This window comes from Rhizobium sp. BK176 (genome assembly GCF_024808055.1).
In genome coordinates this window covers 701,112-716,342 of sequence record NZ_JANUBV010000001.1, presented here as the reverse complement: position 1 = coordinate 716,342, position 15,231 = coordinate 701,112, and the positions used below count along the sequence as shown (strand labels likewise).

General features: G+C 57.7%; 14 protein-coding genes. 9 read left to right on the top strand and 5 right to left on the bottom strand.

Going from position 1 to position 15,231, the window contains the following annotated elements; genetic code table 11:
- Positions 1–125: 125 nt before the first annotated feature.
- The 6 genes from FHT76_RS04055 (at position 126) to FHT76_RS04030 (ending at position 4,006) form a co-directional block, all read left to right on the top strand.
- Positions 126–305 (top strand): hypothetical protein, encoded by a 180-nt coding sequence (locus FHT76_RS04055; RefSeq protein ID WP_259184446.1) that lies wholly within the window; start codon positions 126–128, stop codon positions 303–305.
- Positions 306–366: 61 nt separating this feature from the next.
- Entirely contained in the window at positions 367–561 is a 195-nt protein-coding gene (locus FHT76_RS04050) for a hypothetical protein (RefSeq protein WP_259184445.1), read from the top strand.
- Between the two features lie 116 nt (positions 562–677).
- Positions 678–1,076: a hypothetical protein gene (locus FHT76_RS04045; protein WP_259184444.1), complete on the top strand. Its 399-nt coding sequence runs from the start codon at positions 678–680 to the stop codon at positions 1,074–1,076.
- A 124-nt stretch (positions 1,077–1,200) separates the two neighbouring features.
- Complete coding sequence (locus tag FHT76_RS04040; RefSeq protein WP_259184443.1) at positions 1,201–1,890, top strand: hypothetical protein; 690 nt, start codon at positions 1,201–1,203, stop codon at positions 1,888–1,890.
- A 152-nt stretch (positions 1,891–2,042) separates the two neighbouring features.
- Positions 2,043–3,392 carry a hypothetical protein gene (locus FHT76_RS04035; RefSeq protein ID WP_259184441.1) on the top strand — a complete coding sequence of 450 codons (1,350 nt, stop codon included), beginning with the start codon at positions 2,043–2,045 and terminating at the stop codon, positions 3,390–3,392.
- 218 nt (positions 3,393–3,610) lie between these two features.
- The gene (locus FHT76_RS04030; RefSeq protein WP_259184438.1) at positions 3,611–4,006 is read left to right on the top strand and encodes a helix-turn-helix transcriptional regulator; all 396 of its coding nucleotides are present in this window, start codon (positions 3,611–3,613) and stop codon (positions 4,004–4,006) included.
- Positions 4,007–4,073: 67 nt separating this feature from the next.
- Here the strand turns inward: FHT76_RS04030 and FHT76_RS04025 are convergent, their stop codons facing one another.
- From FHT76_RS04025 to FHT76_RS04015, 3 genes are all read right to left on the bottom strand, one after another.
- On the bottom strand, positions 4,074–4,961 hold the full coding sequence (locus tag FHT76_RS04025) for a hypothetical protein (protein WP_259184437.1): 888 nt from the start codon (positions 4,959–4,961) through the stop codon (positions 4,074–4,076).
- A 52-nt stretch (positions 4,962–5,013) separates the two neighbouring features.
- Entirely contained in the window at positions 5,014–5,685 is a 672-nt protein-coding gene (locus tag FHT76_RS04020) for a hypothetical protein (RefSeq protein WP_259184436.1), read from the bottom strand.
- Positions 5,686–5,747: 62 nt separating this feature from the next.
- The gene (locus FHT76_RS04015) at positions 5,748–5,966 is read right to left on the bottom strand and encodes a hypothetical protein (RefSeq protein ID WP_259184435.1); all 219 of its coding nucleotides are present in this window, start codon (positions 5,964–5,966) and stop codon (positions 5,748–5,750) included.
- Between the two features lie 408 nt (positions 5,967–6,374).
- Between FHT76_RS04015 and FHT76_RS04010 the strand changes: the two genes are divergently transcribed.
- Both FHT76_RS04010 and FHT76_RS04005 read left to right on the top strand, forming a co-directional pair.
- Positions 6,375–7,559 (top strand): hypothetical protein, encoded by a 1,185-nt coding sequence (locus FHT76_RS04010; RefSeq protein WP_259184434.1) that lies wholly within the window; start codon positions 6,375–6,377, stop codon positions 7,557–7,559.
- 195 nt (positions 7,560–7,754) lie between these two features.
- Positions 7,755–12,434 (top strand): Ig domain-containing protein, encoded by a 4,680-nt coding sequence (locus tag FHT76_RS04005; RefSeq protein WP_259184433.1) that lies wholly within the window; start codon positions 7,755–7,757, stop codon positions 12,432–12,434.
- A gap of 286 nt (positions 12,435–12,720) precedes the next feature.
- Here the strand turns inward: FHT76_RS04005 and FHT76_RS04000 are convergent, their stop codons facing one another.
- A complete protein-coding gene (locus FHT76_RS04000; protein ID WP_259184432.1) occupies positions 12,721–13,263 on the bottom strand; it encodes a hypothetical protein in 543 nt (180 codons plus the stop codon).
- Positions 13,264–13,423: 160 nt separating this feature from the next.
- On the opposite strand from FHT76_RS04000, the gene FHT76_RS03995 reads away from it, so the two are divergent.
- Entirely contained in the window at positions 13,424–14,083 is a 660-nt protein-coding gene (locus tag FHT76_RS03995) for a hypothetical protein (RefSeq protein ID WP_259184431.1), read from the top strand.
- Between the two features lie 17 nt (positions 14,084–14,100).
- Here FHT76_RS03995 and FHT76_RS03990 read toward each other — a convergent pair whose 3' ends face one another.
- The gene (locus tag FHT76_RS03990) at positions 14,101–15,150 is read right to left on the bottom strand and encodes a PAN domain-containing protein (RefSeq protein ID WP_259184430.1); all 1,050 of its coding nucleotides are present in this window, start codon (positions 15,148–15,150) and stop codon (positions 14,101–14,103) included.
- Positions 15,151–15,231 lie beyond the last annotated feature (81 nt).

The following is a 15,231-nucleotide window of genomic DNA, read 5'->3' as shown; positions in this document are numbered from 1 at the left end:
GCGATTTCGACCCGTGTCACGTGCAATCGCGCCGCGGCAGCCGCGTCAAAATCGAATGACAGAGTTGCCTCGAGAAGGACTAACGTCGATCCACTGCTTTGATGCAGGTCAGGGGAACAAAAACAATGTCAGACGACAAAAACACGCAGCTCATAAAAACGTTCAAGAACATGATCCAGGACTTCGGCATGCCACGGACGCCAGCCGATATCGCGGACCCCGACTTCAGGTCGGCCGCCGCCGCACACATCGACGAATTCGATGAAGCCCGCAGCGAGTGCGAAAGCGACCTCACTCTGCGTTGAGGCTTTGACTGGCATTTCCGCCTGATGCATCCTCTCTGAGAAACAGTGGTCAGGAAAAACGATGACTTCGAAGGACCAGAAGGAAGCGGAAGCAAAGTTGCGGAAGCTGATGAAGAGTAAGGAACCGATGACCAAAGAAAGAGCGCTGGAAAGCCTGGCGCTCATGATGGCAGCCGGGCGGGTCAAGGTTCCATCATCCGGATCGGCTTCACCGATCGACGACGAGAAACGCCCCGGCAGGATCAGGCCTTTCTGAGGTTTCGATCTGGGGTCTTCAAGAAAATCGACGCCTTTAAAATTTTAGACGTCGATTTAACGGGCAGGTAGCGCGTGCACTCTACACAGGCTCCACAACCAACGGAGCCTTAAAACATGAAGCTTGCAGCCATCTCTGTCGCACTCGGTATCGCATTCGCAGCTACCGCTGCTGTCGCATCGGACATCAAAGCCCAAACAGAGGCTGGTGCAGGCAAGGGCCTCAACAAGTACATGGACATCTACAGCCAGACAGGCATGGCAGGTCTGGAAGACGCTGTCACCGAATGCTATCATGGGCAGCAGAAGACCCAGACGGTAGAAGGTATCGCGGAATGCGCGGCCCTCGATTTCCGCGCCAGCGGCGAGGACGCAGCCTTCGCGGCCAGGACCGGATTGCAGGTGGGTTTCTTCAAGGCTCCCAAGCCGATGAAGCGTGTCAAGGCCGCCGTCAAGCCGCTCAAGCTGAGCGCCGAAGACCAGAAGGCCTTCTTCGAGGTGATCGGTCGCCTCTAGCCTAGAACGCCACGCAAGCGAGCTAATTAGACGCCCTGTTCGGCTAACGCTGGACAGGGCGTATGTCTTTCAGCGTTCGAACCTGTACTCCAATTGGAGGATGCATGATCGCCAAGCCATTCCTATGAGTATTCCCATTTTTATAGCGAGCTCGGAAGACATGCCTCATTTTATGACTTTAACCGCCAGCATTTTTATGGCGGCTCTTGCGGCCCGAGGCTCCGATGAGGCGACACCTCGTGAGACCGCTCATCGGCAGGCGATCAGCGAGATAACCGAACTCGATTGCAGCTTCGGCGAAATCGCTGACGACCTTTTATCGGCTGCACACCACATGGAAGGGTTGATCGCGCGCTGGCCGATAGGGTCGGGGCTGAAGGCCTCTGAGGTCGCACGCATTCGAACCTTGTATCTATCGGCGTTGAATACCGCTGAGTTGGTTGATCCCGTGAGGACGGCCACACGCATCGAAAGAGACGGGGCCATGGCAACGATGGGAACTCGGCAAGAGGACGTCGAAGAAGAAAAATCGGGGCGATTGATGGCAGTCGGATTGCAAATTGCCAAGAACATCCAGTCGTATGCCAACCTCTTGGACGGGGTCCTGGACAAATGGTCGACCGCGACCGCCGGAGGGCAGGAGACATCGTCTGAAAATGATGAAATAGAGGGGATTCGTGTTCAAGTTCGAATGACCGCTGCAGCTGCATGGGCAACCAACGACATGCGGAAGATTATGGTCGCACAATCCGAGAAGCGCGGCGTTACCTTCGAGCGCGCTTTCTATGGGACCAGAATAAATTGCGGGAACTGAGGCGACATAGCGACGGGGCAACATACCCAAGTCTATGACCAATTAGACATGCCGAGCTAAGCATATAGGGTAAATACTATTATTTATTCGCGCTTGCGTTGCTTAAAACTTCAAATATTGTTGCCTCGCGGTTTCAAATGTGTGGGGCATAAATGAACCAGATGGTAATGAACCTCCTGAAGCAAAAGGTATTGGGCCAGTTGAGCGATGCGGACGCCGCCGAACAACGTCGGCTAAAGCGCGCCATAACAGAGGGTTGGACAGGAGTAGGGAACAACGCCCGCGAACGCCGTTCGGCCGTAGGCGTGTCGGAACAAACATTTGACGATCTCATGATCCCGAACGGCCGGAGGAACCGGATCGCCATCCAGGATTCGCGTCTCCGCCAATACGCCGAAAGGGACGAGGCCAGGACCGCCAAAATAGCTGCGTTGTCGTATTTTGCAAATTCAGGTTCAACCATCGCGACTGCGCGCGACGCCCAATTGCTGATCGACAAGGACAACGCCGGGCTCAAAGCAACGAAGTCGGTGGATTGGCCGGAGGTGAACGCCGTCATCCCGGACGAATATCTAAAGCACGCGAACGACATCACGAAACAACAGGTCTTGGTAATGTACAGGCGAGTCATTGTGGCTTTGGAGAACGCGCTCGTCGACTTCACCGTTGAAGGCATCTCCGACGATGGCATTATGCGTCGCGTTCTTCAGGCGTATACCAGTCATATAGCGGGATTGAATGTACGGATGCTCGCGTCACTGAAAACCGCGATTGTCGTTTTGAAGGAGACCACCGTTCCTTCCAGATTTTCGGCCTATCTCGCTGGAATTGGCCAAGAGGTCCCCCAGTTGATCGACGCCGAAATTCGGAAAAAGGAAGCGGCCGAGAAGCAAAGGGTCGACAACGAGAAGAAGGCTGCGGAGGAAGCGGCTGCACGCCGCATCAAAGTGGCGGAGCTACAGAAAACATTCGACGTCAAGGAGGGGCGGCTAGACCTCCAGCCGCTGTTCTGGCCCAAGCCGACAGAGGCAGAAGGCCTGGTCATCGTCCGCAATATAAAAGAGGCTTTCGCCAGAGCCCAGAAAGTGGTCGCGGGACACTTTCCGGACGATTACGGCAGCGAGCCTCAGTACATTTGCGTTCGCTCGCTGAACGAACTGGATTGGACGTGCATTTCATCGTTGAGGTCGCTCCTCGTTGAAGATCGCTTTGGTCTGAACGAGGCAAAGGGAAAACTCGGTCAGGGACGGATCACTCCGGAGATGACCCTTGCGTTCTTCTGGGCCATGAATCCCGACGGTCGCGCTGAAATAGGGTTCAGAGACGGTCGGCACGGTGACTTCAAGTCCGTCGCCAGAAACTTCCCGGAACTGTACGCACGGTTTACGGGTGATGAAGGCTGGATCAGGAAACAGACTCGTGATCGGCTTTCACGCTACTTGGGAGACCAGACGGCGCTTGGAGCGGCCAGCCGCTGGGCATTGAACAACGCGCAGACCTGATATCGGGGAGCCGAAGCGTACCCTGGCCGATAATGCCAGTTATCGGCCGCCGAGCGGACGTTTGCAGCCCGCGTACTGAGCGATCCGTGTTACATAAGGACTCATACTGGCCACTGAACACACCGACAAAAATGTGCGAAAAGTTCGTTTGACGACACATTGTGAACGTGCTACTCAATATGTGTTCGTAAGACGCAACGCAAGTTTGGGAGCTACGCATGAACCCCGAAATCGGACAGCGCATCAAGGAAGCCCGTCAGAAAGCTGGTTTAACGCAGGAACAACTCGGTGAAGCGATTGGGAAAAGCCGGGTCGCGCTCGTGCGTTGGGAGGCTGGAGCGGATTTCTCCACCGACCTGCTAGACAGTTTGTCCGAGAAGCTCAATGTCGCGCCTGAGTGGATCATGTTCGGTGACCGGAGAGAGGCGGTCGGCGTCTCGGACGAGGTGATAAACCTTATCGAAAACGCGAGGAAGCTAGTTTCGGCGACCGTCGGCTTCAACGTCACGGACATCCAGGCCATCGAATGGATCGCGACGAAAGCAGGGGTCCGCAACGCTCTGTTTGGCGAAGATGAGGGCAATGATCAGACTGGCGAGGCAATCGCGAGCTGATCAAGTTTGCGTCGGTGAGGAGACGTTTGCGGCCGATAATTCGATGTATCGGCCACAGAGATCATGTTCAGCGCAGCTTTGGGCTGGAAATCACCGCGGGATGACCAATCAAACTCTGGATGCCCCTCGACGCCATCGCCTCGACGGCTGATGTCTTGGCGCTGTCCATGACGGCTTGAAGGGCGTCTTCCCTGCGGACAGCGACCACGGGATCGCCGAACCGATCCCCTTCCGCGGCATCGAGCTCGGCTGTCGAATATGCCGCGAGTGCCGCTCCGTCGGGGGTGTCTACAATGAGCAGATGCCAGCGGTGGACGGGCTGTAGGTACTTGTTGACGTAGTTCGCCAAGACGCTTTGGGCCGCATTAAGGTTCGGCGCACAGACGTTCTGCTCAGCGATTTCGTGGTTGGACCCGAGGCTGCGTGAAACGATCCTGAAGTGGAGTTCGTCTGGGCCGCCATTAGCCTGAAGGCGCGCAACCACGTCCGTTTTGATCGTAAAGTAGTTGTCGCTCCTGTCCTCCGGGTCGTGCCAGTGGAGGCCAACGGTGTAGTCGGTACCCAGATGCGCGTATAGCCGCGCCCTGCCGTCTTGCGGAAAGACGCTGCCGGTGAACCAGTCCGGTTCTACCTCCCATTTGTCACGGCAAAGACGTTCGAACATCGTCTTCAACTTGAGGAACCGTGGTAGCGGAAGAGGGAGCTTCTGCGAGAGGGACATCCACTGACCGCTGGACTTGCCGATACCCAGAATTTCCGGGTCCTGGTAGTCCTGTTCTGTGCATCCCAATCGATCAACGCCGTCGGCGTTGAAGCCGAAGACGTTATACCCGTGGGCGTCGACAAGCGTCTTCTTCGAGAAGCCCATCTTATAGAGGGTCTCGGTGTCGGATGCCCAGTTCGGGTCCTTGTCGTAAATCCAGTCCATTGTCGGGCTGATGAATTTGTCGGTCATAGCTTCGCTTTCATGTCGTCGATAAACAAAGCATTGCACCTCAGTCCGAAATTCACAATTTCGACGGGCCAGACGACAGCTGCGCAAGGCGATCCGCCAGTCCTGCCGTTGGGTCGTAGGTATCCCTCGTCACTCTCCATGTCTGTATCTGCCGCAGGCGAAAGGCCGCCTCTTCCGAGACCGGGCCGTCGATCGACCGAAACTTGTTCTCCAAGCCATCGAGAATGGTCGTCGCGAACCCCTTGGCTTCCAGATCGCTTCTGGTCAGGGATGCGAAGGCTCGCGACTTCACGAAGTCGGCCATGTTGCGGGCATTGCGGAACGGAAGTTTCGCCCGGTTGCGCATGTAGAGGTCTTCGAGCATGGTGTCGTCAAACATCGTGTAGGTCGCGACCCCTGGATGGTGATCGAAGAACTCGAGCTGAGGCTTCACCGCATCCAGTCCCGCATCCGTGATGCGAACGATCTTGTTCGGCGGAGGCACGACCATTACCACGTATCCTTGGTCGAGGATGGTGCGGTCGGTGGCGTTCTGTACGATCTGATGCCAGAAGGGAGCGTTGCTTCTCGTCGGATTTGGCCGGAGGTCATCCTTTCCCATCTCGCGCGACTTCCTGATCGAGTTCCTTATTTGCTCGATGCTGCCCTGCCGCTTCGGAGACTGGGACAAGAACCGGAGCGCCAGGAATCGCGCTTCCTCTTCGTTCAGCTTCGGAATGTACACGGCGACCTCCTACGCGGGCTATGCTCCTCCGGTGCTTGGCATCACCAGAAAAGCGACTATCGTCATTCGCTGGGCGGCGTCCTGTCGGATTTCTTGGCCGCGTCGGCGACCATCGACGCCAACCGGCCGCCAACGTGGGACCTCAGGTCTTCGATCGCCTTGTCGATGTAGTAGACGGCCTTCTCGCATCCGTGAAGGGCGTTCGCGTGATTTCGGATGGTGATCAGCTGCTCTTCCAGCCTTCTTATTTGTTGGTGGAGGTACAGCACGTGGTCGGACATCAGGGCATTCCATTGTTTGCGTCGCGAATCGGCAACCAGTCTAATAGCCCAAAACGGAATCGCGCGCTTCGTGAGTTATTACACTTGACGGCTCAGCCCATCCGGCGATCATGAGAATACTCTGACGTCGAGGGCCCACTGGGGTCCACTGCCTTTTGTTCTGGGGACTGCGTTGGAGTCTAAACTGCTTGCCAAGTGCTGACGTGAGCGACCGTGCGGGCCAGGGAGACACCACGACGGATGTTCTTCCACCAGGACGAGGGGTTCTACCCTTTCCGCCCATTACCCGTGGGTGATACGGAAACATTCGCGGATGTTTCAGGGGACGAAGGGAGCGCCACGTCAGCGCTCCCTTTTTGCTGTTTGGATGTCCACTGGCCGATAAGCCCTGTTATCGGCCACAGCAGGATGATGGTCCCAAGCGACAAGAGCGCCTACGATAGGCCCGTCAACCGGGCGATCAATATGCTGTTTTCAGTTCCAATACACTTCAACCTCACGGCCACCAGAATTGGTGGCGAAAGACGGCAGTCGACCCAGGCATGGAGCATCGTCGACTTCGAAATGACCGACCTGTCCGACAGTGACGTACCGGTGGCCACCAGATGGAGACAGGATTTCAAAGGCATCGAGTTCACCCGTGGCGGCGTCGCGACCGCGATCGGGGCGTCGCCTGCCCACGAGTTCATGCATGTCAGGAAGTTCGGGGAACATTTCTTCAGGCCCGTTGTCATAGATAGCACAAACTCGATCGCCGCCACGAAACATGGGGAGGACGCCGCCTTTCTGACGGGGCAAAGGGCCGCGGATTTGCTCGCGAGTTTCGCTGAGACAAGCATTTTTGCGACTCCCATGCCGGGAGGGACACATCAAAAACGCCTCCGCGCGAACGGCGGAGACGGGCTTGCCGACTTCGCCAGCGTGGACAATCACGATCTTGATCGCAGGGTCAGGAACGTCAGGGAGAGACTGTCGAAATTCCTACTTGTCGAAGGCGTCCTTTATGAAAGGTGTCAGGAACCCAAGGTCGCGGTTTTCACCACAGAAGTCGAATTCAATGACTCGAGAGAACCGCAACTCGGGACCTTCGCTTTCGTCACCTCCAATCCATACGCGCTGACGTCGTTGGACAAGAACGCCGTGTTCTTCGAAATCGAGGACTACGGTAGCGCCGCCGCCAAGGCGCAACGGGCAAACAAATCGCGTCTCAACAGAAACTCCCTGGAGGCCGTCAATTCTATGTTGGCCCCGGAGATCGATCAGGCAGACAGCATTTACGCGCGGGATGTCGCATGGATTCGCCGCGTCACCAGGATTGCAGTCGATATGGCCGCCAGAATCGGAGAGCAGCGAGCTAGCGCACTGTCGGAGGAGCTGTACGCGGCGTATCGCGACTTGCACAAGTGCCTGCATATGTCCGACGGCGAGGATCGGTTCTCGCTAATGGGCGAAGCGATGGCCGCCGTCCTCGCCGAGTGCCGGGGACAGGAATGGCAGCATCTTGCGGATGCGGCAAGCGCGGGTCTCGAAATCCTCGATAACCGTCCGGTAGATGTAGAGGTCAAGAGCAGCCTTCGACCGTCGCTAGGATGACCCGTCTGCAAGGTCCGGATTTGCGTGGCAGCAGCGGACTGGAAGCGCCGCGACCCACCAACACATAGTAAAAACGCTGAAACTGGTTGCATTTCGAACACGGTAGAAATGCAAGACCCGATTTTTCGGCAAACAAAGTTGCTACTGCTTCCGCCGAAGCACATCATTCTGATCATCGAAACTAAGGTCTCACGCATGTTGCGCAGAATTATCACGTCTTCACTTATCGTCAGCCAACTGATGGCGTCCACCGCATACGCGCAGTCGGACACTAAATTCTATTATCGGTACACGAAGGGGACGTTTGAACACCTACAAGGTCCAGGTCAGCCGACGGACCCAACCGACCCGACAGACCCGACAGACCCGACAGACCCCGGGGAGCCTTCCGATCTGTTCGTCGCCAGAAACATCGGCGGAGACTCGGACGCCCTGGTGCTAGGCGCGGACGAGCCGCACGTTTCGATTTCGTTGTTCGACCCGGAGTCTGGAAATCCCTTCTATGGCGCGGCCAGCTGGGAGCTTATCTCGGGGACTCTCCCGCAGGGCGTCGTCGCCAAGCTTTCGGACGACAAACAGACAATGTCGTTCAAGGGGGTTGCCATCGCGGCGGGCGACTTCAACAACATCGTCTACAGGATCAAGGACCAGTCAGGGAACAGTGTTTCGACGAAGCCGCTTAGCTTCAAGGTCGTAGACACCGGGATCGCACTATATCTGTTGCCCGATGGATACCCGACGATCAAAGCCCAGACGGAGCAGGTCTCCCTTCGCGTCGCAGCTGACAATGTTCGGCCGGGCTACCCGGTCACATATGAGGTCAACGGAACGCTGCCATCGGGAATTTCATATTCGGTGGTCGACGGACAGCTTGTCTTCTCCGGCACTGCGGATATCGCCGGTCACTACCAGGGAATCACGGTCACGGCGCACGACAGCCTCGGCCGTTCGAAGACGATTCCGGTCGTCTTCAACGTCACGTCCTATTACACGGCGGTCAACAATCGTAGCGGTCAATATCTCGACGGCACAAAGAGCGCCGCGATCGTAACCACCCTCCACGAGATCGGCACCGATGAGGTTTTCACGGGCGGAGCCACCTGGACGCTTGCGTCTGGATCGCTCCCGAAGGGCGTAACCGCGACGCCGTCGGCCGATGGATCGCAGATGGTCTATTCGGGAATCGCCACTCAACTGGGAACGTTCGAGGTGACCTGGCTCGTCAATGACGGGCAGGGGAACTACGTGAGGACAGACCCGGTGAAGTTCTTCGTCGGGGTCGAACCTCAGCTTCAGGTCGTGAGCGACCGAGGCAGCTCGTTTACACTCGACACGGCGAACGACAAGAAGACGATCTTCACGGCGGAAAACACTTCCGACGGAAACGGCATCCCGGTCGGCAACTGGAAGCTGACCGGCGCGCTGCCGCCTGGCATGAATATCGTTCAGAACGCCGACGGCGCAGTTCTATCCGGCATCCCTCAGACCCCAGGCCAATACAAGGTGACTTTGGCGGCGACCGACGCACTCGGTAAGTCGGACGAGATTGCTTTGACTCTGAGTGTCGTAAGAGGCTTTGATCTGCTGCAGACCAAGACATTCGAGAGCGTCTACTCGAATTTGCAGAGCTTCGGCGCGTCATATCGCTTGCGGGTGGTCAACACCGGCGCGACAGGTCGCCCTTACGCGGACGCCGCGACGAAGTGGGAGCTGATCTCGGGCCGACTGCCTGCGGGAGTACAGGCAGTCGTGTCTGATGACATGTCGAGCCTCCAGCTTGTCGGGTCGCCGACAGAACTTGGCACGTTCGACAATCTCGTCTGGCGCGTAACCGACAAGTTCGGCAACACGACGGACTCCCGGCCTCTGACATTGACCGTCATCGCTAAGGAAGCCCTTGAGCTTGCCCGTGAGGGGTCGACGATCGACCCCCAAACGATCTCAGGACTTCCTTCCGATCCGTCTTATATACGGGTAAGGGCGACCAATGTAGCCCCGGGCGGCATCCTGCCCGCCCAGTGGGTGGTTTCAGGTTTGCCCTCTGGCATGTCTATCGCGAAGACCGAAACGACGGTCACGTTCGCGGGAGTTCCTAAAAACGTCGGCCAGTACCTCGTGAACGTGTCGGCGACAGACGCGCTCGGCGATACCGCCTCCACGGTAATTCCGATAACGGTCGTCAACGGTCTTTCGCCGGCGCAGTACAACCCGACGTCGGAGACGGTCAAGGAAAGAGGCGCTAAGCCCCAGACAGCTCTAGTGGCGTTGCTCACCGCACAAAATTCGCCTTATCTGGGTGGAAACCTGGTTTGGACACAGGTCAGCGGCACGCTGCCCCCTGGGATAGCGGCCGTTCCAGAGGCCGACGGCTCTGTCATGCGCTTCGTTGGCTCCGCCACGAAGACGGGGGTCTACGGCAACATCGTGTTCCGTGTGGCCGATGTGAACGGCAATACGTTCGATACAAAGCCCTTCACGTTCAACGTCGAGGTAAACAACGAGCTTCTGAACATCACCAGCACGGTCTCGCAGGTGAATTCCGTTGTCGGAAGCACTCTCGATACATCCCTTCAGGCAACGGGCATCGCCCCCGAAGACGTTCTTATGCCCGGCAGCTGGACGATCACAGGCCTGCCGGACGGGATTTCGCCGAGCTGGAGCGCCGATGGCAAGACGCTGTCGCTGCGCGGCACCTATACGAAGAGCGGCCCATTCACCGCAACCATCGGCGTTAAAGATCGCCTCGGTCGCACTGCAAGCCAGACGATCACCTTCCAGATCGGTGCCGGATATAAGATCGTCGCGACAGACGGTGCCGGAACAGGCAACAGCAGCGAACAGGTTTTGTACACCTACATCACGGCGGCCGATCGTCAGCTCCGCATTCAGAATATCGAAACGGGAGCGCTCTACACAGGCGGAGCGACGTGGCAGATCGAGACCAACAACCTGCCTACGGGTGTGACGGCGACGTTGTCGGCTGACCAGTCTACCTTGATCGCCAGCGGATACCCGACAGCGACCACCAATGGCTGGAAATACACGTACTGGAACGTGACCCTGGCAGACGGCACGAAGGTCCGCGGGGGCTTCGGTTTCAACGCTTTCGACGCGCCGATCTCGCTCGGCAGCGACCAGACGACTACCGCTTTCCAAGGAGTCGCCTTCTCGCGTAGCTTCGGCGTCAGCAATTTCGGTACGGGCGGCACATTCACCATCGCCAACGTCACCAGTTCAACTCTTCCAGCGGGTCTTGGCCTGCGGGTCAGCGGAAACAGGCTCTACGTCGAAGGAACGCCGACAGCGCTTGGTACAACTCCGATCACGTTGACGGTGACGGACCACTTTGGCCGATCGGGTTCGGCAAAGCTAAACCTGACGGTAAACGCTCCATTTACTGTAGGTCGCAACACGCCGATCACCGGAACCGCGATTTCGGGCGATGTGAACAAGGGTATGCTCTGGGTAAACAAGCCAGGCGGCGGGTTGGTCGAAGACTACGACGTCGTCTGGACACTTGAGAGCGGCTCGCTGCCTCCGGGATTGAGGCTCGAGGGCAACGGGTACGAGCGGAATTCCCTCGTGCTACGTGGTTACGGCACCGCCGCAGGAACGTGGAAGTCGACCTGGCGCGCAACCGACCCAGATGGCAACTATGCGATTTCTCCTGAAATCACCGTTACACTCGGTGCCAGGACGAACATGTCGATCACGGGAACCGGCGCTTCTTCGTTGGTCTCGGGTACGAATGCGACGTTGGGAACATTCACACCGAGCAACAACGCGTACGGACAGCCGATCGACGCGGCGAATTGGACGGTCACAGGCCTGCCTCCCGGCATGAACACGTCGGTGACAAACGGCGTCATGACCATTAGCGGCACGCCAACGACCTACGGAACCTACAACCTCTCGGTTCAGGCAAAGGACGCTACCGGTCAGACGGCCACATATACCCGGACTGTCACTGTGATCTCCTCGATGACGGCGAAAGTGAACACTCCGATCGCGGGAACGGCGTTCACGGCCGACTTCAACAAGGGCATGCTCTGGGTCGTGCAGCAGGGGACCAACACCCTGGTCAGTGACGTCGACCTCGTCTGGACACTGGAAAGCGGCTCGCTTCCCACGGGCGTACGTCTCGAAAAGAACCCGGCGGAGCGGAACTCGCTGACACTCCGTGGCTATGCCACGCAGACAGGAACCTTCAAGTCGACGTGGCGTGCCACCGCCCCGGATGGCCAATACACCATCTCGCCTGAGGTCACCATCACCGTGGCGGCGAGGACGGCGTTTACGCTGTCGGGCGGAACCAGCATCTCGATTGCTCCAACCCAGGCCGGAAGCCTCGGAACCTTTGTTCCTGCCGGTGCGGCATTCGGTCAGGGCGTCGCGGCCGACAAATGGACCGTCACCAACTTGCCACCTGGCTTCACGCCGTCAGTGGTCAACGGCAACCTGACGATCTCGGGTACCGCGACGACCGCTGGGACGTACAACGTCACGGTAACGGCCGAAGACGCATCGGGAGCCACCGCTAGCCGTTCTGTCACGGCGACCATCAAGGCCCCGTTCCGTATCGTCAACAACTACGGTACGATTACGTTGACCAACAACGTGAGCGCCTCGCGCACGGCACTTCTGTTCTGGGACGACAACAATGCGTACATCACGACCGTCAAGAACCTCACGGTGCTTTCCGGATCGCTTCCGCCGGGCATGACGATGACGCTTGGCACCGGGGCCAACGCAGGTACTGCCATCCTGGCGGGGACGCCGACTGCCGCCGGCACGTACACAGTTCGCTATCAGGTTCTGAGTTCGACGAACGTACCGGTGCAGCAGACGAGCGACTTGACCATCGTCGTCAACTGACGGCGGTCCAAGCATGCAAGCAAAAGGGGCAGATAATTTCTGCCCCTTTTGCTTGTTCGGTTTTTTCTATGGTTTGACGCCGGGGCGGCGAAACCGCTTGTCAGCTGAAGCCAGGTCCACGGGGTGTCGGCTGGTCAATGCGTGCGTCTTCCACACTTTCACCCATATCGGGTTGCGCGTTCTGCTCTCGTGCCATCGCAGTCCTGATCCGCGATGCGAAGACATTCGCCAAGGCATTGGACCCTGGAGCCACTTGAACCGAGCGGTTGCGGGGAGCGAGACGTTCCTAAAGATCGGGATAGTCTTCCAAGACACCAGCGGAGACATCCAATCCAGCTACGAGCGCCCGGATGATCGCTGTCCTGTGCGCAGATCGGCGCAACTGCCGACCTGCCACCGAAAGATAGTTGCTCTCGTTCATCGTTTCCGGATGCCAAAGACCGATCTCGAACGCCTTGATGACCATCTCGGTGCCAATGCCTCTTTTCTGGTGACCGTCACGAACGATGATGTTCTTGCCTTCGACGCCGCCAGCAAGTTCTCCCGTGGCCGCATCGAACACCGCGACCATGGCGTCGCCCGCTCCATTGACGGCCGTCGCCATCAGGTATCCGTCCACCGGCCCAGGCGTCGCCTTGGAAAGCATGTCGCGCTTCCTTGCGAAGTTGAGCATCGCCTTGAGCGGGTTCTTCGGCCAGGCGTTGTCATACAGCCGCTCGTCCGCGACCGCGGCCGCCAGGAAAGGTTCCTGGCTCGCTGGGAGGGAGGGGCTGGCCATCAAGGCATCGAGGGTGATTTCGTGAAGAGGAACGCTACGACGGCTCGTCATATGTGTGCCTTGGATCGGTTTACATGATGAACGCTACACAAGGACGACGAAAAGGACCAGTTGCCCCGAACTGGAGGGGTCTGTGGAGGTACTCCAACTGGGGGATATGACAAGCTCAAAACGCAGGCTATGAAAAGGGGAACACGATGAGGGACACCATATGCGCCGTTTCATCCTATCGATTGCGTTGCTGTGGCTGCCGACTGCCGCAATGGCCGAATGCGACTTTGATGAAAAAGTCGGTTCATGCTCGGCGACGATCACGATCAACAGCACCTCGGGGTCGAAGGGAAGCTACTCCGCGGAGGCCACCGTGAGGAGTTCGGCAGATTCGTGCTCCAAGGTGGAATACTACCTCGACAACACACCGCACACTTCCGTCATCAAGAACGGTTCATCGACCGACGAGACTTTTTTCGGCCAGAAGCCCATCTCGAAGAAATCGATCCAGATCAAGAAATGCACGCAGTTCGCATCGAAAGGACCGGGAAGCAAGGCAGCCGGAAAGGGCGATGACCAGGTAGCTGCAGCTGGGCCGAAGTACTTCGAGGGGCGTAGGAAGGGGTTCGTCGGCCTGCTGATCGTCGGAGGTCCGGTTGAACTCGACATCCAGGTCAGCGGAAACCGCGCAACCGGAATTTCAGATTTTCCCAGCAACAATGCAAGCGAACGCATTGATGGAACCATACAAGGGAACGTCCTGCGGTATAGCTACGTCGTGGACGGCGACACCCAGAACATCGTCCTCACAAGGAAAACCGACAAAACCCTCTCCTATAGGGGAAATGCAGGGATCAGCGGAACTCTGACGAGGTACTGAGACAGCTGTCCCGACGATTACTCGTTTCTTGCGGGAGGTCCGTAGCCCGTGATCGGCAGTCGGCTTCCCGCAGTAGACCCCTGAGCCGAAACAGCGTTCGAAACGGTCGAGAATAGCCGGCAAAGGTTGCCGCTGGACGAATGGTCGTAAGCAGCACACCCGGATCGGTCTTTGCATATCGCGCGACATTGATCGGACGACGTCTGAATTTTGGCAGTTTCGAATCCCTGTATGGTCGTGTTCGGGTAGCGGAGAAGCCCGCTGCGGACCAGCCACTCGAACATGGAGAACTCCCCGAGCGCTCCGATCTGAATGCCGACAACTTCCCGGTTCTCGTTGACGATCGGCGCGCCGAGCGCTCCGTTGAACCCCTTGTAGTTGCCGAACCCTATGACATTTTTGCTCTCGCGGCTGGTGTAAACTCCGTCGGCGAAATCGTCGGGAAAAGGGGCCTGCCTTCCAGAGCTGCTATCGATCCATCGTCTGTCGATCGAGTATCCGGTGAGCGTCAGGGCCTTATTAATTCGCGTTGAGGCCCGTTTGAAGGGTTCGATCTCCAATCGCCTGGAAAGCCTCAGGGTCACAGAGTTGATATGGAGGTTGAATTTGAAGCTCTCGGTCTGCGCGACCCTCTTGTCTTCGGATGATAGGGTTACGGTGGCGCGGTCTCCGCTCGACATGCCAAACAGCTGCCCGTCGCCGCCATACAAAATAATCGGCACAGGGATGTCGGTGAGCCGATCCGGATCGACCTCTTTCCAGTAGGACCGCAGGAAACCTGAAATCACGAACAAGCCAGTCGTAACGCGATCCTGTTCTTCGTCGAGAAAAGCGGTGGCGGTCGTGCTTCCAGTGAACGAAAGGCAAAAGAGACCATCCCTACAAAAGGCTTTCGACGCCAACATCGTGTCGGAAAACGATCCGCTCGTGCTTGCATCCAACTTCGTCATCGGGGACGAGTATCCGCTAGGCACCTCGATCTTGAATATGGCGTCGATGGTCGACGCGAATCCCAAACGAGGAACAAGGGCCAGCAGGATGGCAAAAAACACCAGGAATCGGCGCATTCCAACCTCCGTCGAGAAAGCTGCTGTATGCGTTCGAGAGCAGATTTGCCTCGACGGCAGCCAACGGCCAAGATTATGTAC